Here is a 21,261-nt window from a genome sequence, read left to right as displayed (position 1 = left end):
AGCTGTCGCGGGGACTCCGTCCCGAGTACCTTGCTGCCCCGGATCCGCTGCCCCGGTCACCGCAGCGCCCGGTCGATGACGCGACGCAGACCCGCGTTCGAAATCAGTGCCCGCACCTCGCGCCAGGCGTGTCGGGTCGCCTCGTTGAGTGAGGCGCTGACCGACAGCGCGACCGTCGCGGCATCCCACTCACTGTCTGGACCCACCGGAACCGGCACGGAGGCCGTCCAGTCCTCACCGGAGAAGCCCGGAAGCTGAACGTACGAGGCGGCAGGGCCAAACGACCCCCTCACGATGGGAACGAGCAGCACCCGCTCCGGACCGGCCAGGTTCGTGTACCTGACGGCCGTCATCACTGGCACGGCCGCCTCCACGCCATGCACGACGACTTCCAAGCTGTGCTCGGCAACAGAGTCCCCGCGGCTACGAACGAGGAAGCGTGCGACGCCGTCCGGGGACGACGCCTCCAGCAGCACAGTGTCACCTCCCGCGGCGGCAAGGCCCCCGCTCCGCGGAAGCGGCGGGAGCGGAAACCAGCCCGGGGCAAGCGGCCTGCCCGGGGGCTGACTGCGCCCAGCCTCGGAAAGCGGGTGCCGACTTTCGGCTGGCTTCTTCGCGAGAACAGGCTCAGCGTCGAGGTCTCCTGAGGGCAAGTCGGCGCCGATGAACGACGCCCAGAACCGCTTCCACAGCGAGTACCCCTCACGTGCGCGTACCCCAGCGTGAGGATGATGAGGAACCGCGCGGCCGGTAAACGAGCGCCAAGAACGCCAGGCGAGCGAACCGTCCGTCACGACGCCTCCTCACAGGTAGGAGATGGCCCCTCACTGACCACTGACGGCAGCGGCTCCAGAACTGCTTCGCGAGGCCCGCGGAGAGCCTCGGCCGGCGTCGTCGCCCGACCGATCTGGGCCAGCAGCGTCGGTGCGGAGGCTCCCACGGTCACCGCCGCGTAGATGCCGGTGACCTCGGTGTGGAGCAACCATCCGGCCGCGCCCCCAAGCGCCACGCGCATGATGGCCGCGAGCGAGTCAGCGAAGGGATCGACGAACTTGCCCAGCGGTGGGAGCGGGACCTCTGTCGCCCGGGCCGTATGTCGCGCCTGTTGCCAGGCGTGCAAACGTCCGTAGGTAACGACTGCTTCGGCGATCAGCCCACCGCCCGCACCGAATGCCACCGCCTCGATCCACGTCAGCATCAATCGCCCCCGGCAGACCTCATGTCGCTGTACCTGATCGTTGGTTAGTTAGCGTACGCCTCGCCATGCTCTCGGCAGGCTTACGGAATCGGGTCTTCACCGCCCATTCACGCCGCGCTGAAGGGTGTACTGGTGCTCCAGAGCGGAATAGTCATTCCTGAAGGGGCGGAGTGTGTCAAGCGAGGTATTTCTGTTGGTTGTCGGTGCTTCTGAGCAGCGGTGACCGTCTCGCCGTCGGCGGGACGGTGACGGCGGGTGGGATGGAACTGCTCGTCGGACATGCAGTTGTGGGGGTCGCTGCTCTCCAGCCCTTGATGGGGACGGCAGGGCCGTGCTCGGCTGCCGGTCATTCCTTCGCGCGCGCGGGGCCGCATGGAGCGGTGCGACGTGCGGCAGGCGGGGTCAATCAAAACCGCGACCGCGCCGTGCAGGGGGTCGTGGGGATAAGCCCGGCATGCGCGATCAGGTCGGGGTCATCGAACACGGCGAACAGCTCCGCGGGCCTGTGGGAGACTTTCACTTACGAGGTGCCTTGCTGTCAGCGGCGGATGGAAGCGTAGGAACTCTGCCGGATTGGCTGGCCGGCTTCGACGAGATCGAGGACCTTGCGTCGGAACTCAGCTGGGTAACTACGGTGCACAGGAGCCTCCTTGAGTGTCTGGAGCATCATCTGTCCAGCAAGATGACTCCACCAGACCCGGGGCACATCACTCTAGGCCGTGACTGTGACCTGGGGCTTCGAGCTGGGACCGAATGCGCCTGAGGCCACTCGACATCGGGGGACCTGACCATCTAGAATATTACTTCTAGAATGCAGATTCGGCGGGAACCGTAACCAGCATCGCAACAGGCCAGGGCATGCCCTGAAGGCGTCAGGCGGATCCGCCCTCCCGTGCGCCGCCCTCGGCCGGCGCCGGGCGCCCCACGGACCGCCCCCGCGGGCACATCTCGCTGTCCGCCCGCCGACACAACCACTTCGCCGATCCGCCCCCGCAGACCAACCACTACAGTCCGCCGCCCGCGTCTGCCCGCACGGCCCGACGGAACCACGGCCCTCGTACGAGCCCCTGCCGATGGGAGACCCCAAGGTGTCCGCCCCTGACCTCGACCCCTACCTCGACGCCCAGTACGACGCGCGCGCATCCGTGCCGGACTACGACGTCTACGCCAGGCTCTACCGCAGCCTCAGCGACGAGGCCTACGCGGCCCTGCCCCACAAGGAAGCCGCCTACGGCCCAGGCGCCCGGGAGATCCTCGATGTGTTCCCCCAGCCGCCGCACGCAGACGCCCCGGTGTTCGTCTTCGTGCACGGCGGCTACTGGCGTGCCCTCTCCAAGGAGGAGTCCGCCTTCGTCGCCCCCATGCTCCACCGGGCCGGAGCGGTGGTGGTCTCGGTCGACTACGCCCTAGCCCCCGGGGCCACCCTGCCGCAGATCGTGGACCAGGTACGCCGCGCCGTCGCCTGGACCCACCGCGAGATCGCCGCGTACGGTGGGGATCCAGGCCACGTCGTGATCTGTGGCAGCTCCGCCGGCGGCCACCTGGCCGGCATGGTCCTCGCCGACGGCTGGCACGACCGGTACGGCATCCCCGTCGACGCTGTCACCGGCGGCCTGCTGATCAGCGGGCTCCACGACCTCACCCCCCTGCTCCGCACCCGCGTCAACGGCTGGCTTGACCTCAACCTCTCCTCTGCCCGGGAGAACAGCCCCCTGTTCCACCTCCCAGCGGCCCCGAAAGCCCCGCTGGTGGCCTGTCACGGCGCCCTGGAGTCCGAGGAGTTCATTCGGCAGACCCGCGGGATCGCCGACACCTGGGCGGCCTGTGGCGGACGGGCCCGCTACGCGTCCGTCCCTGACCGCGACCACTTCTCCGTCGCCGTCGACCTGAGCGATTCCGAGAGCACCGTCGGAGCCGCTGCCCTGAACCTGCTCGGTCTCGACTGTGCGGGTGATGGGGCAGTGTCGACCTGAAGGGGTCTGGTCCGTAGTCGGTGGTGACGTTGGGTGTCCGTCAGGGCAGGAGTATGCGGTGGCGGAGGAGGTCGAATCCGGCGCGCCCGTGCATCTGTCTTACGCCGCTTCGCCGCCCTGCTGAAACCGGCCGAGGGCGGCGGCCGGCATCACTACCGGCTCCGGCCGCCCATGCGTTTCCTGTCTTCGTCCGCTATCGGCCGCGTGCCAGAGGCGGGGCAGATCGGTGGCCAGAGCCAGCAGGCCGTCTCGGTCGGGCAGCGACGGGCGGGACTCACGCGCCGCCGTGAGGCCGCCTCGGCCTGGGCCAGGGCGGTGAGCCTGGCCTCCCACCGGCTCTCCAGCGTCTGGGCGCCGGGCCGGCTGCCGGGATCGACCGCTGTGAACGCCCGCTCGGCGCGGTCTGCCTCGTAGCGGGCGCGTTCTACCGCCAGCTCGGCCGACCGGTGTGAGCGGGTGTGGCGGGTGGTGACCTCGTCCGCTGCCGCGAGGGCGACTGGGCAAGCAGGCGTGCGGCCACCGCGTCATCGACGACGTCCGCCCTGATGGACCGGCAGGTCGTTGTGCCCTGGTGGTCGGCCTTCGATCCGGAGCACTCGTAGGCCGCCTGTCCGCTGCGGTGATAGCGGGTGGTCATCGGGCGCCCGCACGAGCCGCAGCCGATGATCACCTGACATGGGGCCAGGCTCTCGCGGGCCGGACGGGCGCCGTCATGAGTGCAGTTGGCCCTTCCCGCCGCCCAGCCCGGGCAGCATACAAGGTACGGTGGCGGAAAGCCTGCCGATGCGCCTCAGACCGACTTGGTCTCTCCACCGTCAACGCGGATGTTCTGTCCGGTCATATAGGCCGACTCATCGCCGGCCAGGAAGCGTACGATCCTAGCGGCCTCCGCGGTGCTCTGCGCTCGGCGCAGCGGGATGCCGCTCGTCCACTCGGCCGGGACCACGCTGGGGTCGTCCTTGGTCAGCCCGGTGAGGACGTTGTTCATTCGGACGCCCTGCGGGCCGTACTCGTTGGCGTACAGCTTGGTGAAGGAGGCCAGCGCCGCTCGCATCGTCACTGACACGGGGAACATCGGGCCGGGCTCGAAGACGCCTGCGGTGGAGATGTTGACGATCGCGCCGCCGCCGGAGGCGACCAGGTGGGGCGTCACGAGGCGGGCCATGCGCACGACGTTCAGCAGGTAGAGGTCGACGCCCTGGGACCATTGCTCGTCCGTGATCTCGAGCACCGGGCCGCGTGCCGCGTGACCGCTGCTGTTGACGACCGCGTCGATCCGGCCGTACTGCGACATCGCGAGGTCGACGCACGCCCGTAGGTCCTTGATGCTGGTGTTCGAGCCGTCCAGCCCAGCGCCACCGAGCGATTCGGCCAGGGCTCGGGCCCGACCGGACGGCGACATCGCGACCACCCGGTAGCCGTTCGCGGCGAACTCCCGCACGCACGCGGCGCCGATTCCGGATCCGCCACCGACGACGATCGCGACCTTCTCGGATGCGGGCGAGGGGGTCTCAGGCATGCGTGTACTCCTTCAGGCGGGTGGCGACCAGGGACTCGAGCGCGTCGGCAGCCAGCTCGGCGTACCGGGTGAAGTCGGTGTCGTCGCCGGCGGCCGCGGCCACGCGGAAGCCGTCGGTGAGCGCGCGCCCCATGACGGCCATGTCGTGCGCCAGCTCTGCCGCGACACCCTCCGGTACCTCCGGGTACGAGACCCGCAGTTGGGAGGTGACGAACTGGAACATCTCCTTGCGGATGGCGAGGTACCGCTGCCGCGCGAGGTTGTCCTCCAGGCGCCGCTCGAACGCGAAGACGAGGCCGATGCTCCAGAACGCAGCGGCCGGCTCGGCCAGGCTGGCGGAGGCTGCCGCCGACTGGCCGATGGTGTGTCGTAGCAGCTCGCGCATGCCACCGACGGACGCGTTGGCCTGCTTCCAGAGCTCGAAGCAGTAGTCGAGCAACTCGACGAAGAGTTGCTCCTTGTTCTGGAAGTGCCAGTAGACCGATCCGATCGGCAGACCGGACGCGCGTGCGACATCGGCCATGGTGGTGCCCTCGTACCCGGCCTCGACCGCCCGCGACAGCACGGCCTCGAGAATCGCCTGCTTGGACCCCTCGGAAGCCCGGTGAGCCTTCCGTTTCGCGGCCATCAATCCCCCTCACTGCTCCGGACTGCAGTTCTACCAAATCTCACATCGACCCTTGACGCCGACCGTGTTCGCCGGTCACTGTAACCCCCAACCTAGAACCTAGAACCCAGATTCTAGGTTCTCGTGGTGGCCGCAGACCAGGATGCGGCCCCCCGACTCCGCGGACGGCAATGACGCCGGTCCGCGCGATCCGCGACGCAGAGAGGCCGCCCATGAAGGTCACCGACGAAGTCGTTCAAGGGAAGATGAGCGGACTGCAGATCCGCGCCGTCGTCATCGCGATCGCCCTTGTCGTGCTCGATGGCTATGACGTCTCGCTCACCTCGTTCGCCGCCCCGTACATTGGGCAGGGCTTCGGGGTGTCGAAGGCCCAGCTCGGACTCGTCATGTCCGGAGCCCTGATCGGCATGCTCGTCGGCTCGATCATCGTCGCGCCGCTCGCCGACCGCGTCGGCCGACGCAAGATGGGCGTCATCTCCACGGTCACCATCGCGATCGGCATGCTCATCGGCCCGTTCGCCACGCCGGAGACCGGCACCGGCCCCCTCGTCGTCAGCCGCATCGTCACCGGCGTCGGCATCGGCTCCCTGGTGGCGGTGGTCGGCGTCATCCTCGCCGAGTACACGGGCAGGCGCGTGTACTCACTGGTGATGGCCATATACGCCGCCGCGATCAACATCGGCGGGCTGCTCGGCTCCCTGATCGTGGGCCCGATGCTGGGTGCGCGCGGCTGGCAGTTCGGCTGGTGGGTCGGGTTCGCCCTGAGCGCGATCGCCGCGGCCGCCACGTTCGCCTTCCTCCCCGAATCGCTCGCCTGGCTCTCCGAGGGCCGACGCACGGACTCCCTGCGGCGGCTCAACGCGCTCCTGACGAAGATGCACCGCCCCGCGCTCGAAGCGCTCCCGGAGTCGGACTCGACGAGCGTCAGGGCGAAGGGCACGCTGCGCACCGTGTTCACCGGCCGGACCGGCTTCTTCACGCTGCTGATGATCGTCGGGTACGTCGCGTACATGCTCAGCTTCTACTTCATGACGAATTGGGCGCCGAGCACCGTCGCGGACGCCCATCACAACCCGGCGCTCGCCCCGCAGCTCGTCACCGCCTTCAGCGTCGGCGGCATCCTCGGCAACGTGCTCTTCGGCTACCTCGGCGGCAAGTTCAACGTCCGCTTCCTCACCCCGGTCTTCCTGGTCCTGGCCACCGCCACCCTGTCGCTGTTCGGCATCGCCGGCCCGGGGATGCCGACCGCCTGGTGGACCCTGTTCCTGGCGTCGTTCTTCGTCTGCGCGGGCACCGCCGCCTTCTACGCGATCGTCCCGACGCTGTACCCGACGCTGGCCCGCTCGACCGGTTTCGGTGTCGTCATCGGCGTCGGCCGATTCGGCGGCATCGCGGCGCCGATCGTCGGCGGCGCGGCCTTCGACGCCGGCATGGGGATGGGGGCGGCCTTCACCGTCTTCGCGCTGCCCATGCTCGTCGCCGGCCTCTGCGTCCTGGCCCTGCACCTGGGCCTGCGCCGCTCCGACGCACCGGATGCCGCTCAGCGCGTGCTCGCCGGTACGTCCGCATAGCAGCCGTTCACCACTCCGAGAAATCCACTCCGAGAAATCCGCCACTCTCGAGAAAGAGAGCCACCCATGCCGCTGGCTGTCGCAGCGCTCTCCCATGCGCCGTCCTTCGGCAATGTCGACCCGGGCGGGGAGACATTCGCCGAGATCAATGCCGCCATCGACGAGGTCAAGGGGTTCGTCGCCGAGTACGACCCCGACCTGGTCGTGGTGTTCGGGCCCGACCACTTCAATGGCCAGCTCTACTCTCTGATCACCCCGTGGGTGATCGGTGCGGTCGCCGAGGGCATCGGTGACTACGGCACCACCGCGGGGCCGCTCCCCGTCGACGGCGACGCCGCCCGGGCCTTCCACGCGGCAGTGCTGGGTGAGGGCATCGACATCGGGCGCAGCGAGCAGATGACGGTCGACCACGGCGTGGTCCAGCCGCTCGACTTCGTGTTCGGGAAGGGCTTCACTCAGCCGATCGTGCCGGTGTTCGTGAACTCGATCGGCCTGCCGCTCTCCCCCATGCAGCGAGTGCGCCTGATGGGCGAGGCGTTCGGCCGGGCCGCCCAGGCCATGGACAAGAAGGTGCTGTTCCTCGCCTCGGGCGGCATCTCCCACAGCCCGCCGATCCCGCGCTGGGACGGTGCCCCCGGCACCGTGCACGAGCGCCTGGTCTCGTACGCGCCCTCACCCGAGGAGCGGCACGAGCGTGAGCAGATGATCGTCAAGGGCATCCAGGCGATCGCCGACGGCAAGGCGCCGAGCGACCCGCTGAACGAGGAGTGGGACACGCTCGTACTCGATGTGCTCCGCTCCGGCGACCTGAGCCCGGTCGACGGCTGGGAGAACGGCTGGTTCATGGCGGAGGGCGGCTCGGCCGCGCACGAGATGCGCAGCTGGATCGCCGCCTACGCGGCGCTGTCGACCGCCGGCCCCTACCGCCTTTCCGTCGACCACTACTGGGCGGTCGAGAAGTGGGGCGCCGGCTTTGCGATCCAGGCGGCGGTGACCGCATGAGCCAGGCGGGAAAGACGCACTTCGCGACCTTGTGGGAAGAGATCGCGGACCTGGAGCACACGCTGCGGTACGTGGACGCGGGCGGCTACCGCACCCGGGTGCTCGACTTCGCCGGAGCGGGCCCCGAGGCGCAGACGGTCGTGCTCGCCAACGGCACCAGCGGCCACATCGAGGCGTGGACGCAGAACATCCGCGCGTTCGTCGAGGCGGGCTTCCGGGTGGTCGGCTACGACTACCCGGGCCACGGGTACACCTCGCTGTCCGACCATCCCCTGGAGATCCGCGACTACGAGGAGCACCTGCTCGCCCTGCTCGACGCAATGGCACTTCAGCGCGTGCACCTCGCCGGTGAGTCGCTCGGCGGCTGGCTCGCGCTGAAGTTCGCACCGATCCACCCCGACCGGCTGCACACGGTGATCCTGTCCGCACCGGGCGGGCGGATGATCAGCGAACCGCAGCTGGACAGGACCCAGTCGGTGAGCACCCAGGCGGTGAGCGAGCCGACCTTCGACAACGTGAAGAAGCGCCTGCAGGTCGTCATCCACGATCCGGAGAAGATCACCGACGAGCTCGTACGCGTCCGCCAGGCGATCTATGCCCGCGACGGGTTCAGCATGGCGCACGTGTCCGCCCTGCGGGAGCCGGAGCGGCGCTGGCGCAACCGGGTCACGGACGACGACTTCGCCGCGGTCCCGGTCCCGGCCCTGATGGTCTGGACCGACAACGAGCCGACCGGCGACGAGGCCGAGGGTAAGCGCCTGTGCGGACTGATCCCGGACGGCGAATACCTGCTGATCCGCGGCGCCGCGCACTGGCCGCAGTGGGAGGGCGCCGCGGAGTTCAACGCCGCGGCGGTCGCCTTCCTGAAGACGCATACCTGAGGAAAGGACCGGAGTGAGCGTCACCCAGGACACCATCAACCGGATCGCGCGCGAGCTGTTCGAAGCGAAGCGCGACGTGTACACCGTGCCGTACGTGAGCCCCCGGCTCCCCGAGCGCGATCTCGACACGGCCTACGCGATCTCCGCCGAGTTCGCCGCCCTCCGCGAGCGCGAGCTGGGCGTGAAGCGGGTGGGCCGCAAGGTCGGCCTGACCAACCCCCTCGTACAGCAGCGCGTGGGCATCGACGAGCCCGACTACGGCATCATCCACGACGACATGGTGCACGCCTCGGGAACGCACCTTCCGCTGTCCAGGTACAACCACCTGCTGATCGAGGCCGAGGTCGCGTTCGTGCTGAAGAGCGACATCCTCGAGGCCACACGCGAGGCCGTCGAGGCCGCGATCGACTACGTGACCCCCGCGTTCGAGGTCGTCGACTTCCGCTACGACGGATCGGTCGGGCAGATCGTCGACACCATCGCCGACAACGCCGGCTGCAGCGGCATCGTCCTCGGCGAGGAGCAGCACCCGTACGGCGAAGTCGACCTGACCAAGGTGGAGATGGTCATCACGGGCGGCGACACCGAGATCACCCGGGGCGTCGGCAGCAACGTGCTCGAGGACCCGGTCAACGCGGTGATCTGGCTGGCCGAGACCGCGATCCGCACCGGCGAGCCGCTGCGCGCCGGCGAGGTGCTGCTGTCCGGGTCCATCGGCTACATCGAGCCGTGGCCCGCCGACGTCGAGTGCGTCGCCACCATCACCGGACTCGGTCGCGTCGTCGCGACCGCGGATTCGAAAGGCTGAACATGAGCGACTACCGGCCCGTCGACGCGACCACCCGCGTCGAGATCGAGCAGCTCGTCGCCGAGATGCTCTACCGCCTCGACCACAACCAGGCGGACACCACCTGGGAGCTGTACACCGAGGACGGCGTCTCGGTCGGCCCGATGGGCGACATGGACCGCGAGGCCTTGAAGGTCTGGGGTGCCAAGCGCGCCAAGCAGACCGACATCGTCGGCCGGCACTTCATCGGCGGGATCCGCCTCGTATGGGACGGCGAGGAGGTCGAGGGAACGGTGCAGTACCTGACGTTCCGTGACACCAACGAGCCGCAGACGCAGCCCGCTTCGGTCGGCGAGTTCCGCGAGCGGTACCGGAAGGTCGACGGGCAATGGCGGTTCGCCCGCCGCGAGATCGTGCCGGTCTTCGGCGGCAAGGCGGCCGCGGCGCACGCCGCGCGGCTGGCCGGGCGGGAAGGGTCGGCGCAGTGAAGCAGGCAGCGCCCGGCGGCGCCAACCCCGTCCTGTACCACCAGTCGGTCCCCTCGTTCTCGATGCCCGAGTGGGCAGCGGCAGCCGGCTACGACGGGGTGGTCCTCGACCTCCAGCACGGCGAGCTGGGGCTTGAGGCGGCATGCGGGATCCTGCGCTCGATTCCGCGGAACAACGCCTACGCGTACGCGCGCGTGGGCTCGCTGGATCCCGCCCCCATCCTGCGGCTGCTCGACAGCGGGGCCCGCGGCATCGTCGCGCCCACCGTCGAGTCCCGGTCCCAGACCGAGGCTCTGGTCGCCGCCACCAAGTACCCGCCGGTCGGGAACCGCAGCCTGGGTCCGTCCAGGCCGGCGCTGTACCCCGGCGACTCGTACACCGAGGCCGGCAACCGCGCGGTGTCCGCCATCGCCCAGATCGAGACGAAGGCCGGCGTCGACCGTGCCGAAGAGATCGTCTCGACCCCGGGCCTGGACTCCGTCTACATCGGGCCGGCCGACCTGGCCGTCTCCTACGGTCTGCCCGGACGCGGCGACTGGGAGGACGGCCCCGTGCGCGAGGCGATCGCGTACCTGCGCGAGGTGACGACCGCGCACGGCGTCACCCTCGGCATCTACTCCGGCCGGCCGGAGTACGCAGCCGGCCTGTTCGCCGACGGCCTTGTCGACTACGTGGGCCTCGGCATCGATCTCGTCCTGCTGAACCGCGCGTTCGGCGACACCATCGCCGGGCTGAACTCGGCACGATCCACTGGGAGCAATTCATGACCACCGCTTGCGACGTCCTCGTCGTCGGTGCGGGCCCCGTCGGCCTGACCCTGGCCAACCTGCTCGGGCAGCAGGGCGTCGACGTCCTGGTCGTCGAGCGGGAGCACGAGCTCATCGACTACCCGCGGGCCGTGGGCATCGACGACGAGGCACTGCGCGCGATGCAGACCGCGGGCCTGGTCGACGAGGTGCTTCCCCACACCATCCCCGACCAGAAGATCTACATGGTCAACGGGGACCGCATGATCCTCTCCGAAGTGAACCCGACGACGCGCGAGTTCGGCTGGCCGCGCCGCAACGGCTTCGTGCAGCCGCTGGTCGACCAGGTGCTGCTCGCCGGCCTGGAACGCTTCCCGAACGCCACCGCACGGTTCGGTGCCGAGGTCACCGACCTGGTCGAGGACGCGGACGGCGTGGTCGCCACCCTCGCGGACGGCGGCACGGTGCGTGCGCGGTACGTGGTCGCCGCCGAGGGCGGGGCCTCGCCCACCCGCAAGCGCCTGGGCATCTCGTTCGAGGGCGAGACACGGCCGAGCGACGGCATCGTGATCGACGTCGCCAACGACCCGATCGGCACACCGCACGCCGTTTTCGGCGGGGATCCGGCCCGCAGCTACGCCTCCATCGCACTGCCGCACGGCATCCGGCGCTGGGAGTTCACGCTCTTCGAGGACGAGACCGCCGACGTCGTCGACGATGACGCGTACATCTTCGACCTGCTGGCACCGCACGTGCCGGACCCGACCAAGCTCGACATCATCCGGCGGCGCGTCTACCGGCACCACGCCCGCATCGCGGGGCGGTTCCGGCACGGGCGGATCTTCCTCGCCGGCGACGCCGCCCATGTCATGCCGGTCGTCGGCGGCCAGGGCTGGAACTCGGGGATCCGTGACGCCTTCAACCTCGGCTGGAAGCTGGCCACCGTCGTCAAGGGCCTGTCGGCCGACGGGCTGCTGGACACGTACGAGACCGAACGGCTCGGCCACGTCACGCAGATGGTGGCCGTCTCCCTCGGGATGGCGAAGGAGATGACCGACCACGATCCGGTCAAGGCCGCCGAGCGCGACCGGATCGCGGCCAACCGCACTTCCGAGGAGCGGGAGGCGCAGAAGCGGCAGGCGTTCAAGCCCCAGCCGAAGTTCGACCAGGGCGTCGTGGTGCACACGCCGCTGCCGGAGTTCAAGACGCTGCCGGCCCGCGACGTACCGCGTCTCGCCGGCTCGATCTTCCCGCAGCCGCGGGCCACCGACGCGGACGGCGCGGAGATGCTGCTCGACGACGCCACCGGGCAGGGCTGGCGAGTGATCACCTGGAACAACGACCCGACGGCCTTCCTGTCGGCGGAGCGACTCGCCGTGCTCGATCGCCTCGGCGCCCGCCTCGTGCAGGTGGTGCCGAAGGCGCAGCTGCCGTGGGCCCGCAAGCAGGCCACTGCCGGCGTCACCGTCATCGGCGACCTCGGCGGCGAGTCGAGCCTGCAGGCCTGGTTCGACGCACGCCCGGTCGGCGCCGTCATCATCCGCCCCGACCATGTGATCGCCGCCGAGTGCCTCGCCCAAGAACTCGACGACGTACTCGGCAAGGTCTTCGAGGCCGCCTGCATCGCGTGATCCCGGCATATCCCCGAGAGAACCCCGAACACGACGGAGGGCTGATGACCGACGCGAGCGAGGTCGCCCAGATCGACGACGTGTACTGGCGCGACGAGTACACGCCCATCACGGAGGACGACACCTTCCTCGAACGCATCGTTGCAGAGGCCGACCTGCCGTCGCTGCTCACGGCGCTGGCAGCTCTGACCGGAGATCACACGCTGATCCCGGCGGAGCTGCGCCCCCCGCTTCCTCCCGTCGACACGACCCCGCCTGCGCACGGCGGCATGAGCGGGGCCGCGCAGGCGCGGGCGCGTGAACTCGCGCTGTCCGCGCTCAAACGCGTCCGCGATGAGGAGCTCACCCGGCCCCGTCTGCTGGAGCCCGAGGAAGCACGCACCATTGTCGACTTCATCACGGGCGGCGCAAGTGCCGAGGATGCGGCACTGATGATGCACGAACTCGACCTGGTCGCGCAGCGTCCGGGAGCACCGACCTGGCACATCGACGAGGTCGCACCCGACCGCGACTTCGAAGTCGCGGTCATCGGCACCGGGATGAGCGGCATCGCAGCGATGTACCGGCTCAAGCAGGCGGGCGTACGGCTCGTCGCGTTCGAGAAGCACCCCGAGGTCGGCGGCACCTGGTTGGCCAACACCTACCCCGGCGTACGCCTCGACACCCCGACCTTCGGCTACAGCTTCTCCTTCGCGCAGCGGGCCGACTGGCCCAACGCGTACGCCGAGGGCGCGGAGATCGAGGCGTACGCCGTCGAGATCGTCGATCGCGCCAAGCTGCGCGAGCACATCGAGTTCAACACCGAGGTCATCTCGATGACCTGGGACGAAGCATCGGCCACCTGGGAGGTCATCGTACGGCGCGACGGCGTCGAGCAGTACCGGCGGTTCCACGCCGTCGTCGCCGCGACCGGGCAGCTGGAGAAGCCGAGCATCCCGGAGATCCCCGGACAGGACGACTTCGGCGGCGTGCAGATGCACTCCGCGCGGTGGGACCACGACGTGGACCTGACCGGGAAGCGCGTCGCGGTGGTCGGCACCGGCGCCAGCGCCTACCAAATCGTCCCGAGCATCATCGACCGCGTCGCCCACCTCGATGTCTTCCAGCGGTCCGGACCGTGGACGGTTCCTGCCCCGAACTACCACGACCCGACACCGCCGGCCCTCGCCTGGCTCAGCGAGCACGTCCCGCACTACGGGCAGTGGTGCCGCTTCCAGGCGTTCTGGGGTGCGCGCACGGGACGGCTGCACACCGTCAAGGTCGATCCGGAGTGGGACCGCACCGACTCGGTATCGGCAACCAACCTGCGGGTGCGTGAGGCACTCACCGCAATCATGCGCGAGCAGTGGGCGGACCGTCCCGACATGCTCGATGTCGTCGTGCCCGCGTATCCCCCCGGCGGCAAGCGCATGCTCCGCGACAACGGCGTGTGGGCGCGCGCACTGCACCGGGAGCACGCCGAGCTCGTCACCTCACCGATCGAGCGGTTCACGTCCGACGGCATCGTCACTGCCGACGGCGAGCGGCACCCGGTCGACGCCGTGATCTACGCGACCGGGTTCAAGGCGTCCGACTACCTCGACCCGATCGTGGTCACCGGGCCGTCCGGGCAGACACTCAAGGAGCACTGGAACGGTGATGCGACGGCCTGGGCCGGTATCTCCGTGCCCGGCTTCCCGAATCTCTTCCTCATCCAGGGGCCCAACACGAACTACGTGGTGCACGGCCAGTTCCACTTCATGATCGAGTGCGGGGTCGAGTTCACCACCGAGGCGATCCACCAGATGCTGCGCCGCCGGGCGGCGTCGCTCGAGGTCAAGCAGGAGCCCCTGGACCGCTTCCTCGCGTGGATCGACCAGGGCAATGCCGAGCGTGCATGGGGGCAGCCGCAGGTACGCACCTGGTACAAGAACTCCCGCGGCCGGGTCTCGCAGGTATGGCCGTACAGCCATCTCGAGTACTGGAAGCTGACACGGGGCGCCGACTTCGACACCGACTTCACGCTCCGCCCACGACCGGAGGCGACGTCGTGACCGCACGGCGTGACGTGCTCGTGGTGGGTGCCGGTCCGATCGGGCTCGTCGCCGCTCTCCTGCTCGCCGATGCGGGGGTGCGCACGACGCTCGTGGAGAAGGAGATTGAGCCGGGCGACCTGCCTCGCGCCATCAGCCTCCAGGACGAGTCGTTCCGCACCCTTGAGCAGCTCGGTGTGGCCGACGCGCTCAAGGCCGAGTCCCTGCTCGACACCGGCAGTCGCTACTTCGGGCTCGGGAACCGCCTCCTGCTCGAGGCGAGACCGGTCGCGTCGCGTCTGGGGCATCCCGCCAAGACCCAGTTCGACCAGCCGATCCTGGAGCGACTGCTGTGGGAGCGAGCAGCATCGCACGAGAGGCTCGAGTTCCTCCGCGACGCCGAGGCGACCGCGATCACGCAGGACAGCGACGGAATCAGCGTGACCGTGACCATCGGAGAGAAGACGCAGACTCTGACCGCCGACTGGCTGATCGGCGCCGACGGCGGACGCAGCCTCACCCGCCGGGCGGTCGGGATCGATCTGGCCGGTACCACCCAACCGCAGCGGTGGATCGTCGTCGATCTGCACAACGAGCCGCGCACCCGGGACCCGTTCGCCGAATTCCACGGCGACGGGGAGCGACCGTACGTGCTCGTGCCCGGCGTCAAGGGACGCCTGCGGATCGAGTTCATGCTCTTCGACGACGAGGACCCCGATGAGATGACGACGCCGGAGCGGATCCGCGAGCTGGTCGTGCCGCGCTTCCGGGCCGAGCTGACGCCGGATGACGTGCGCCGCGCGGTCGTGTACATCGCGCACCAGCGTGTCGCGCGAACGTACCGTGCGGGGCGCACGTTCCTCGTCGGCGACGCCGCGCACCTGATGCCGCCGTTCGCGGGCCAGGGCCTGAACGCCGGTATCCGCGACGCGACCAACCTCACCTGGAAGCTGACCGAGGCGATCACCGGCGGCGCGACCGAGCGGCTGCTGGACTCGTACGAGGTCGAGCGCCGCACCCACGGAGCCGCGATGGTGACTGTCTCGCGCCGCATCGGCACAGTCGTCATGGCGACCCACCCGGTGGTCACGCGCGTACGCGACACCGTCGTCCGCACGGTCAGCCTGATCCCCCGCGTACGTGAATTCCTCGCCAACATGCGCTTCATCGCACCACCCGACTACACCGCCGGAGTGGCCGTCGCAGCCCACGGCGTCACCCTCGACACCGTGACCGTCGGCCGCGCCCTGAGCCAACCGGTCGTACGCGACGCCACCGGTGCCGAACGCGGACTCGACGCCCACCTCGGGCGCGGGTGGGCGCTGCTGCAGATCGGAGGTCCGCCCGACGCGGCGGTCGATGCGTACTGGGACGCAATCGGCGCGAACCGGCTGTGCGTCCGCGCACCGGGCGGCGAGCCGATCGACGGCATGGTCACCGAGACCACCGCAGTGCTCACCTCCGGCGCCGGCACCCTTCCGGTCTTCGTCGCGGTACGTCCCGACCGCTACGTCGCGGCGGTATTCGACTCCGCCGGCGAGCAACGCGTCGTCGAGCGCCTGCGCGCCTTCATCGACGACCGCTCCCGACGCACTGATCCGTACTCCGCAATCCCGCACTCCCGCCCACCACTGAACAGGAGCACCCGATGAGCAAGTTCGTCAGCTACTACCGCGCCGACCACAGCATCGCCTGGGGGCGTCTCGACGCCGAGACCGTCTATGACGCGACCCCGACAGCCCCTTCACTCGCTGAGGCCATCGCAGCCGACGCCCTCGATTCCTTGGCGCACTACACCGATCGCCCAGTGGCGCTCAGTGATGTGCGGCTCGCTCCGGTCATCCCGGAACCCGGCAAGATCATCTGCATCGGGGTCAACTACCGCACCCACCAAGAGGAGATAGGCAAGGCGGCTCCTCAGGCCCCGGTCGTCTTCGCCCGCTACGCCGACAGCCAGATGGGGCATGGCGAGGACGCCCTCAAGCCCGCGGACTCCGCGCAGTTCGACTACGAGGGCGAGGTGGCTCTGGTCATCTCCAAGCCCGCGCATCAGGTCTCCAAGGCCGAGGCCTACGACCGCGTCGCCGGCTATGCCGTGTACAACGACTTCTCGGTGCGCGACTGGCAGCGTGCCGCCAGTCAGTGGCTGCCCGGCAAGACATGGCCGGGGACCGGTGGCTTCGGTCCTTGTCTGGTAACAGCCGACGAGGTCGGCGATGTCACCGAACTCGAGCTGACGACCCGGGTCAACGGTGAGGTACGCCAGCGCGGCAAGGTCGCCGACCTGATCAACGACATTCCGTCGATCATCGAGTACGTCACCGCGTTCACGCCGCTCTCCCCCGGCGACGTCATCGTCACCGGCACGCCGGGCGGTGTCGGGCTCTTCATGGAGCCGCCGGGATTCATCGTCGACGGTGACGTCGTCGAAGTCGAAGTCAGCAAACTCGGGACGCTTCGCAACACCGTCCGCGACGTCTCCCGACCGGCGTAGGGCGGCAGCGCCAGGCATCAGAGCGGCTACCACTCAATTCCTGTAGGTGCGGCACAGACGATCAGCCACGGCATCCTCCCGGCAGAAGAGACTCCCTCTCCAGCGCACGGTACGGCGGCGTTCCGCCGGTCGGAGCCCGTCGATGTACGCCTGGTTGCGCTGCCGCGCCTCGACCACCTTTTCCTCGCCGCCGGCCTTCGCGACAAGTTCGTCGCGGAGGCTTCACCCTCGCTCTGCCGCTTCGCGGCTGGGAGCGAGGCAGCGACTGGGGATACGACACGGGGACGCGTTCCTTCTTCGCGAGGCTGTACCGCAACGAAGCCGACTCGTCCGGCTCACCGACCGTATGGCTTTCGGGCACTGATCCCGACCTCGGCCACGTGGTCGCGCTCACGGACGCCGTGCAGAAAGCGACCGGGGCGTCCCGGCAGGACGTCGTGACAGCCCTGACAGCGGATAGGAAGTCACCCCGGAGAACGCGCCGTGATCACCCAGGACTGGGAACCGGCCGGGTGCGACCGTCCCTGCCCGTGCGGCACCGCGGACTGTGGCCACGGCGCACCGTGCCCGAACGACGAGTGCAGCGGTCACGACGTCCATACGATGCGCAACCCAAGCACCGAAGCGGACGTGACAGCGTGGCAGGACCATTTCGACTGCTGCGAGGGCTGCTCCGGCAGCTTCCTGGACATCTCACTCCCGGAGCGCCCCTGGGGCGAGATGCACGACGACGGCACCGTGACCGTGTACGCCGGGGTGTCCCACTACGAGCTCAGTGTCTACCCGTAGCCGCGTGCAGTCGTGGCGTACCAGTGCAGCGAGCCGGGGCCGGCGGATGTCCGCGACCGAGCTGAACGGCGGGCCGACTGGGCCCGGACGCCGTTCACTGAGTGCGGCAGTCAGCGGTGGCGCCAGGTTTGGCGCAGGCGCAGGACTTCGGTGGCCCAGTGGGCGGGAAGGTCTGGTTCGGGTATGCATTCGCGGCCGAGGCTGAAGCGGACGTGGCGGTAGAGCCAGTGCAACGAGGCGTCCGAGCTCGCGACGAGTGTGGACAGCAGCGGTTCACCGACCGGTGTCTCCCGGTCGACGGCGACCAGGAGTTCACCTTGGTCGTCCGGGTGCAGGTGCGGCAGCCCGCCCGCCATCCGCAGCCGCAGGTCACCCCACGTCAGAAGTGAGCCGCCGCTGCGCGCCGCGTCCTTGAGGACGTCCCGGGCGATGGCGGCCAGCTTGTCGATGGTCTCGATCGGCAGACGGTCCGGGGGAGACGGTGCGGTGGCCTTGACCGGGTCCGCGGCGCGCGGTGCGGCACGACGCGGCGCGCTCGAGGTGCGGGCCTTGAGCTGGCGCCGGCGGTGTCTGGAGGCGGCCAACGTGCACCCGGCCGACGCTTCCCTGTCCCTGCCCAGGGGCCGGCATTCCCACCGTCTGGCCCGCCTGGCCGTGCAGGAGGCGACGCACATGTCCTACGACACGGCGCGAGGGGCAATCTGTCGCCGATGCGGCCCGGTGCTCGGCAAACGCCAACTCGCCAGCCTGCTCGTCGATTCCGCTCAGGACATCGACGCCTTCTATGACGCGCGGGTCGTCGAACCGTGCACCACCTCCAAGGTGTTGGTCCTCTCGGTCGACGGCAAAGGAATCGTCATGCGGCCCGAGGCCCTGCGGGAGGCCACCCGGCAGGCCGCCACCAGGCGGCAACATACCTTCCGTACTCGTCTCGCCACCGGAGAAAAGACCGCCCGGAAACGCATGGCCACTCTGGAGCGGTCTACGACGCCGAACCCGCACCACGTCGCCCGCACGACGTGATCGCCCCTCCTGGTGGCCGATCCGGTGACTACACACCGCGGCCCGGCCCGGTCGCCCGGAGCAAGTGGCTGTGCGGTCCGGTCGAACACGACGCCGAGCACGTCGTCAAGCAGGTCTTCGACCAGGCCGAGGCCCGCGACCGAGAGCACCGCCGCTGATGGGTGGTACTCGTCGACGGCGCCCGGCATCAACTCGATCTGATCCAGGCCGAAGCCCGCCTTCGCGGCATCGATGTGCACATCGTCATCGACATCATCCACGTCCTGGAATACCTGTGGTCCTCGGCGTGGTGTTTTCACACCATGGGCGACAAGGCCGCCGAGGACTGGGTCGCCACCCACGCCCTGGCGATCCTCCACGGCGACGCCGCCGAAGTCGCCGACGCCCTCCACACCCAAGCCGACCAGGCAGAGCTGACCGCAGAACAACGCCACGGCGCCGATGTGTGCGTCCGCTACCTGCGCACCAAGAGCGAGCTTCTCCGCTACGACCAGGCCCTTCAGGCCGGCTGGCCCATCGCTACCGGGATCATCGAGGGAGCCGCGCGGCATCTGATCGCCGACCGCCTCGACATCAGCGGCGCCCGCTGGGACCTCGACGGCGCCGAAGCCGTCCTCAAACTCCGCGCCGTCACCGCCAACGGCGACCTCGACACCTACTGGAAATATCACGTCGCCGCCGAACACCAACGTCTCTACCCAGCCAGTGACCAGGAAAGATTCACCTTCACCGCATAACGACACCCTCACTCAGAACGAGCCGCACCCGGTGGCGTGGTCGTAGGCGTGGCCGCGCAGTTCCGGAGGCGCATGGTCGGCGAGGGTGAGGATCGCGTCGCGGATCTCGATGGTGCGCCGGTACAGGCGGTCGTGGGTGCTCCGGGGATCAGTCGCGTCAGCGAGCCGGGTCGGCGGGGTGTTGAGCCGGATGTCCGGGACGGCGTCGGTGAGCGCGCGCCACAACGGGTACAGGCTGACGAGCTGCCAGTGGGCTCGGCCGCGGGCGATGACCCGGGGGCGCGATGATCATTGCCGACAGCGAGCTGAATTCCCCGCACGCTGGCTACTTCTCCCAGGTCCGCAACGACGCCGACCACCCCGGCTACGTCTTCCTGCGCGACCGGCTCACCGCCGCGGACGGCGTGGCGCCCGGCTCGGTGTTCGACATTGAGTTCCGAACCCGACTGGAAGCCCCTCACTCCCCCGGATGGTGGGCCAGGCTCGTCAACAGCTTGCTGGGTGGCGCCACTTCTGTCTCCTCGTTTCCTGTTCAGGGCAACCCTATTGGGTCCCTGTCCGGAAACTTCGGGACACCCCAGCGCTCTTCTTCCGACGACTGGTGCGGTCGGCCCGATGCGCAACTTCGGTGCGACTGGTGGGACCGGCCCGATGAGCAACTCTGGTGGAGCCACGGCCCTGCCGAGGTGACGGTCGTCATGGCCCCCCAAGCCGGGCAGCCAGTTCCTCGGGGAGGGTATCCCGACTGGCCAGGGTCACTTGGACGAGGGTGACGTCAGGGCGCTGCTTGAGGGCGTCGGTGAACGGGTCACTGTGCACGTGGACTGTGGCCACGATGTCGATGTCGGACTCGAACAGGCACCGGACTGTGTCCTGGAACGCGGTGCACGCCAGCTCCATACGCCCGAGCTCGTCGATCAGCACGAGATCTCCATGAGCGGCTCGCGCTGCCGCTGACCTGAGTGGCGGCAGCGCGAGCCGCTCCATGACACCAAGATCGACGCCGTACCGGCCCACCCGCGGTGGACCCGGGAAGTCGACATGGGCGAGCACGGCTCGCTGAGCGCCCTTAAGCGTTTCCAGCGCGAAACCGCTCCGGGTACCGCCGTGCCGGATCTCCTCCGTGGTGAAGCCGACAACCCTACGGGTGCGCAGAAGGGCGGCCAAGCGGCGGACAACGGTTGTTTTGCCCGAGCCAGGGCGCCCCTCGAGCAGGATTCTCGTCGGCATCGTGTGCTCCGAATCAGGTCACTCTTACGAGTTCCCGGTGCGCTGGTCGGCGTACTCGGCCAAATGGGGTGTTTGGCCTGCTTGGGCTGGTGCCGGCCGTGCTGTTCCGGGTAGGGCCGCGCGTATGACTGGAATTGAGCTCAGAAGCGTGGCGTTCGGTGACCACGCGGCGATCCCTCGGCGCCACAGCGGGGAGGGCGATGACGTCTCGCCACCCCTGACCTGGTCGGCGGTGCCGGACGGTACGTCGGAGTTGGTCCTGCTCTGCGAGGACCCTGACGCCCCCGGCGGGACGTTCCTGCACTGGCTGGTCACCGGTATCGATCCGGGGAGTACTGGTGCGGCGGAGGGGGAGCCGCCCCCCGGCGGCCAGGAGTGGCCCAACGGTTTCGGCCGGACCGGCTGGGGCGGTCCGATGCCTGGAGCCCCAGTTTGGAAGATCGCGTAACCACGTTCTGCCTAATGGGATTCATCGGGCCGTGAGAGAGACTACGGTCCGTAGCCGCCAGCAGGTGAGCACTCTTCATGCCGGAGCCATTCGAGCTCTGTGGT

23 protein-coding genes and 1 pseudogene are annotated in these 21,261 nt (G+C 69.2%); 16 read left to right on the top strand and 8 right to left on the bottom strand.

All coding sequences use genetic code 11. The annotated features are described in order from the left end of the window. Nucleotides 1-56: 56 nt before the first annotated feature. Together ABZ818_RS33230 and ABZ818_RS33225 are read right to left on the bottom strand one after the other, a co-directional pair. Nucleotides 57-476: a hypothetical protein gene (locus ABZ818_RS33230; protein WP_361422960.1), complete on the bottom strand. Its 420-nt coding sequence runs from the start codon at nt 474-476 to the stop codon at nt 57-59. 314 nt (nt 477-790) lie between these two features. Further along, nucleotides 791-1,198, bottom strand: a complete 408-nt coding sequence (locus tag ABZ818_RS33225; RefSeq protein ID WP_361422957.1) for a hypothetical protein — start codon at nt 1,196-1,198, stop codon at nt 791-793. A gap of 1,088 nt (nt 1,199-2,286) precedes the next feature. Here ABZ818_RS33225 and ABZ818_RS33220 point away from each other — a divergent pair. Next, nucleotides 2,287-3,171 carry an alpha/beta hydrolase gene (locus ABZ818_RS33220; protein WP_361422954.1) on the top strand — a complete coding sequence of 295 codons (885 nt, stop codon included), beginning with the start codon at nt 2,287-2,289 and terminating at the stop codon, nt 3,169-3,171. A gap of 424 nt (nt 3,172-3,595) precedes the next feature. Here ABZ818_RS33220 and ABZ818_RS33215 read toward each other — a convergent pair whose 3' ends face one another. The 3 genes from ABZ818_RS33215 to ABZ818_RS33205 form a co-directional block, all read right to left on the bottom strand. Then, entirely contained in the window at nt 3,596-3,841 is a 246-nt protein-coding gene (locus tag ABZ818_RS33215) for a zinc ribbon domain-containing protein (protein ID WP_361422951.1), read from the bottom strand. A gap of 120 nt (nt 3,842-3,961) precedes the next feature. Next, entirely contained in the window at nt 3,962-4,690 is a 729-nt protein-coding gene (locus ABZ818_RS33210) for an SDR family oxidoreductase (protein WP_361422948.1), read from the bottom strand. After that, complete coding sequence (locus ABZ818_RS33205; protein WP_361422945.1) at nt 4,683-5,318, bottom strand: TetR family transcriptional regulator; 636 nt, start codon at nt 5,316-5,318, stop codon at nt 4,683-4,685. The genes ABZ818_RS33210 and ABZ818_RS33205 overlap by 8 nt, the downstream gene beginning before the upstream one ends. 212 nt (nt 5,319-5,530) lie before the next feature. On the opposite strand from ABZ818_RS33205, the gene ABZ818_RS33200 reads away from it, so the two are divergent. The 11 genes from ABZ818_RS33200 to ABZ818_RS33150 all read left to right on the top strand — a co-directional run bounded on the left by ABZ818_RS33200 (nt 5,531) and on the right by ABZ818_RS33150 (nt 17,719). After that, nucleotides 5,531-6,889, top strand: a complete 1,359-nt coding sequence (locus ABZ818_RS33200; protein WP_361422942.1) for an MFS transporter — start codon at nt 5,531-5,533, stop codon at nt 6,887-6,889. A 66-nt stretch (nt 6,890-6,955) separates the two neighbouring features. After that, complete coding sequence (locus ABZ818_RS33195; RefSeq protein WP_361422939.1) at nt 6,956-7,891, top strand: 3-carboxyethylcatechol 2,3-dioxygenase; 936 nt, start codon at nt 6,956-6,958, stop codon at nt 7,889-7,891. Beyond that, entirely contained in the window at nt 7,888-8,772 is an 885-nt protein-coding gene (locus ABZ818_RS33190) for an alpha/beta fold hydrolase (RefSeq protein WP_361422936.1), read from the top strand. Before ABZ818_RS33195 ends, ABZ818_RS33190 begins: the two co-directional genes overlap by 4 nt. Nucleotides 8,773-8,785: 13 nt before the next feature. Then, complete coding sequence (locus ABZ818_RS33185; RefSeq protein WP_361422933.1) at nt 8,786-9,580, top strand: fumarylacetoacetate hydrolase family protein; 795 nt, start codon at nt 8,786-8,788, stop codon at nt 9,578-9,580. A 2-nt stretch (nt 9,581-9,582) separates the two neighbouring features. After that, nucleotides 9,583-10,047 (top strand): nuclear transport factor 2 family protein, encoded by a 465-nt coding sequence (locus tag ABZ818_RS33180; RefSeq protein ID WP_361422930.1) that lies wholly within the window; start codon nt 9,583-9,585, stop codon nt 10,045-10,047. Continuing rightward, nucleotides 10,044-10,814, top strand: coding sequence for an aldolase/citrate lyase family protein (locus tag ABZ818_RS33175; protein ID WP_361422927.1), 771 nt, complete (start codon nt 10,044-10,046; stop codon nt 10,812-10,814). Before ABZ818_RS33180 ends, ABZ818_RS33175 begins: the two co-directional genes overlap by 4 nt. Continuing rightward, nucleotides 10,811-12,424 (top strand): bifunctional 3-(3-hydroxy-phenyl)propionate/3-hydroxycinnamic acid hydroxylase, encoded by a 1,614-nt coding sequence (locus ABZ818_RS33170; RefSeq protein ID WP_361422924.1) that lies wholly within the window; start codon nt 10,811-10,813, stop codon nt 12,422-12,424. The genes ABZ818_RS33175 and ABZ818_RS33170 overlap by 4 nt, the downstream gene beginning before the upstream one ends. Before the next feature lie 44 nt (nt 12,425-12,468). Beyond that, nucleotides 12,469-14,457 carry an NAD(P)/FAD-dependent oxidoreductase gene (locus ABZ818_RS33165; protein ID WP_361422921.1) on the top strand — a complete coding sequence of 663 codons (1,989 nt, stop codon included), beginning with the start codon at nt 12,469-12,471 and terminating at the stop codon, nt 14,455-14,457. Then, entirely contained in the window at nt 14,454-16,088 is a 1,635-nt protein-coding gene (locus ABZ818_RS33160; RefSeq protein ID WP_361422918.1) for an FAD-dependent monooxygenase, read from the top strand. Before ABZ818_RS33165 ends, ABZ818_RS33160 begins: the two co-directional genes overlap by 4 nt. Next, the gene (locus tag ABZ818_RS33155) at nt 16,085-16,930 is read left to right on the top strand and encodes a fumarylacetoacetate hydrolase family protein (protein WP_361422915.1); all 846 of its coding nucleotides are present in this window, start codon (nt 16,085-16,087) and stop codon (nt 16,928-16,930) included. Before ABZ818_RS33160 ends, ABZ818_RS33155 begins: the two co-directional genes overlap by 4 nt. Nucleotides 16,931-17,560: 630 nt before the next feature. Then, complete coding sequence (locus tag ABZ818_RS33150) at nt 17,561-17,719, top strand: hypothetical protein (RefSeq protein WP_361422912.1); 159 nt, start codon at nt 17,561-17,563, stop codon at nt 17,717-17,719. Between the two features lie 110 nt (nt 17,720-17,829). On the opposite strand, the gene ABZ818_RS33145 is transcribed toward ABZ818_RS33150, so the two are convergent. After that, on the bottom strand, nt 17,830-18,303 hold the full coding sequence (locus tag ABZ818_RS33145) for a hypothetical protein (protein ID WP_361422909.1): 474 nt from the start codon (nt 18,301-18,303) through the stop codon (nt 17,830-17,832). Nucleotides 18,304-18,391: 88 nt separating this feature from the next. Here ABZ818_RS33145 and ABZ818_RS33140 point away from each other — a divergent pair, with 88 nt between their 5' ends. From ABZ818_RS33140 to ABZ818_RS33130, 3 genes are read left to right on the top strand one after another with little or no spacing between them, the layout of a single operon-like run. Beyond that, on the top strand, nt 18,392-18,742 hold the full coding sequence (locus ABZ818_RS33140; RefSeq protein ID WP_361422906.1) for a hypothetical protein: 351 nt from the start codon (nt 18,392-18,394) through the stop codon (nt 18,740-18,742). Further along, nucleotides 18,739-18,900 carry a hypothetical protein gene (locus ABZ818_RS33135; protein ID WP_361422903.1) on the top strand — a complete coding sequence of 54 codons (162 nt, stop codon included), beginning with the start codon at nt 18,739-18,741 and terminating at the stop codon, nt 18,898-18,900. Before ABZ818_RS33140 ends, ABZ818_RS33135 begins: the two co-directional genes overlap by 4 nt. 3 nt (nt 18,901-18,903) lie before the next feature. Further along, a complete protein-coding gene (locus ABZ818_RS33130) occupies nt 18,904-19,479 on the top strand; it encodes a hypothetical protein (RefSeq protein ID WP_361422900.1) in 576 nt (191 codons plus the stop codon). Between the two features lie 12 nt (nt 19,480-19,491). On the opposite strand, the gene ABZ818_RS33125 is transcribed toward ABZ818_RS33130, so the two are convergent. Continuing rightward, entirely contained in the window at nt 19,492-19,749 is a 258-nt protein-coding gene (locus tag ABZ818_RS33125) for a DUF6545 domain-containing protein (protein ID WP_361422999.1), read from the bottom strand. A 426-nt stretch (nt 19,750-20,175) separates the two neighbouring features. Then, the gene (locus ABZ818_RS33120; RefSeq protein ID WP_361422897.1) at nt 20,176-20,709 is read right to left on the bottom strand and encodes a nucleoside-triphosphatase; all 534 of its coding nucleotides are present in this window, start codon (nt 20,707-20,709) and stop codon (nt 20,176-20,178) included. Nucleotides 20,710-20,833: 124 nt separating this feature from the next. On the opposite strand from ABZ818_RS33120, the pseudogene ABZ818_RS33115 reads away from it, so the two are divergent. After that, nucleotides 20,834-21,130, top strand: a pseudogene (locus ABZ818_RS33115) (YbhB/YbcL family Raf kinase inhibitor-like protein); the annotation flags it as partial. Nucleotides 21,131-21,261: the final 131 nt, after the last annotated feature.

Origin of the sequence: Streptomyces sp. NPDC047453 (assembly GCF_040643155.1) — a bacterium.
GTDB lineage: Bacteria > Actinomycetota > Actinomycetes > Streptomycetales > Streptomycetaceae > Streptomyces.
The sequence above is the reverse complement of the archived record's forward strand: the minus strand, read 5'-3'. Positions and strand labels throughout refer to the sequence as shown.

What these genes read in the sequence shown, in the direction of transcription:
- ABZ818_RS33190 (WP_361422936.1), top strand. Translation starts at nt 7,888, where the DNA reads ATGAGCCAGGCGGGAAAGACGCACTTCGCGACCTTGTGGGAAGAGATC.
- ABZ818_RS33155 (WP_361422915.1), top strand. Translation starts at nt 16,085, where the DNA reads ATGAGCAAGTTCGTCAGCTACTACCGCGCCGACCACAGCATCGCCTGG.
- ABZ818_RS33225 (WP_361422957.1), bottom strand. Translation starts at nt 1,198, where the DNA reads ATGCTGACGTGGATCGAGGCGGTGGCATTCGGTGCGGGCGGTGGGCTG.
- ABZ818_RS33205 (WP_361422945.1), bottom strand. Translation starts at nt 5,318, where the DNA reads ATGGCCGCGAAACGGAAGGCTCACCGGGCTTCCGAGGGGTCCAAGCAG.
- ABZ818_RS33200 (WP_361422942.1), top strand. Translation starts at nt 5,531, where the DNA reads ATGAAGGTCACCGACGAAGTCGTTCAAGGGAAGATGAGCGGACTGCAG.
- ABZ818_RS33195 (WP_361422939.1), top strand. Translation starts at nt 6,956, where the DNA reads ATGCCGCTGGCTGTCGCAGCGCTCTCCCATGCGCCGTCCTTCGGCAAT.
- ABZ818_RS33140 (WP_361422906.1), top strand. Translation starts at nt 18,392, where the DNA reads ATGTCCTACGACACGGCGCGAGGGGCAATCTGTCGCCGATGCGGCCCG.
- ABZ818_RS33210 (WP_361422948.1), bottom strand. Translation starts at nt 4,690, where the DNA reads ATGCCTGAGACCCCCTCGCCCGCATCCGAGAAGGTCGCGATCGTCGTC.
- ABZ818_RS33180 (WP_361422930.1), top strand. Translation starts at nt 9,583, where the DNA reads ATGAGCGACTACCGGCCCGTCGACGCGACCACCCGCGTCGAGATCGAG.
- ABZ818_RS33120 (WP_361422897.1), bottom strand. Translation starts at nt 20,709, where the DNA reads ATGCCGACGAGAATCCTGCTCGAGGGGCGCCCTGGCTCGGGCAAAACA.
- ABZ818_RS33170 (WP_361422924.1), top strand. Translation starts at nt 10,811, where the DNA reads ATGACCACCGCTTGCGACGTCCTCGTCGTCGGTGCGGGCCCCGTCGGC.
- ABZ818_RS33165 (WP_361422921.1), top strand. Translation starts at nt 12,469, where the DNA reads ATGACCGACGCGAGCGAGGTCGCCCAGATCGACGACGTGTACTGGCGC.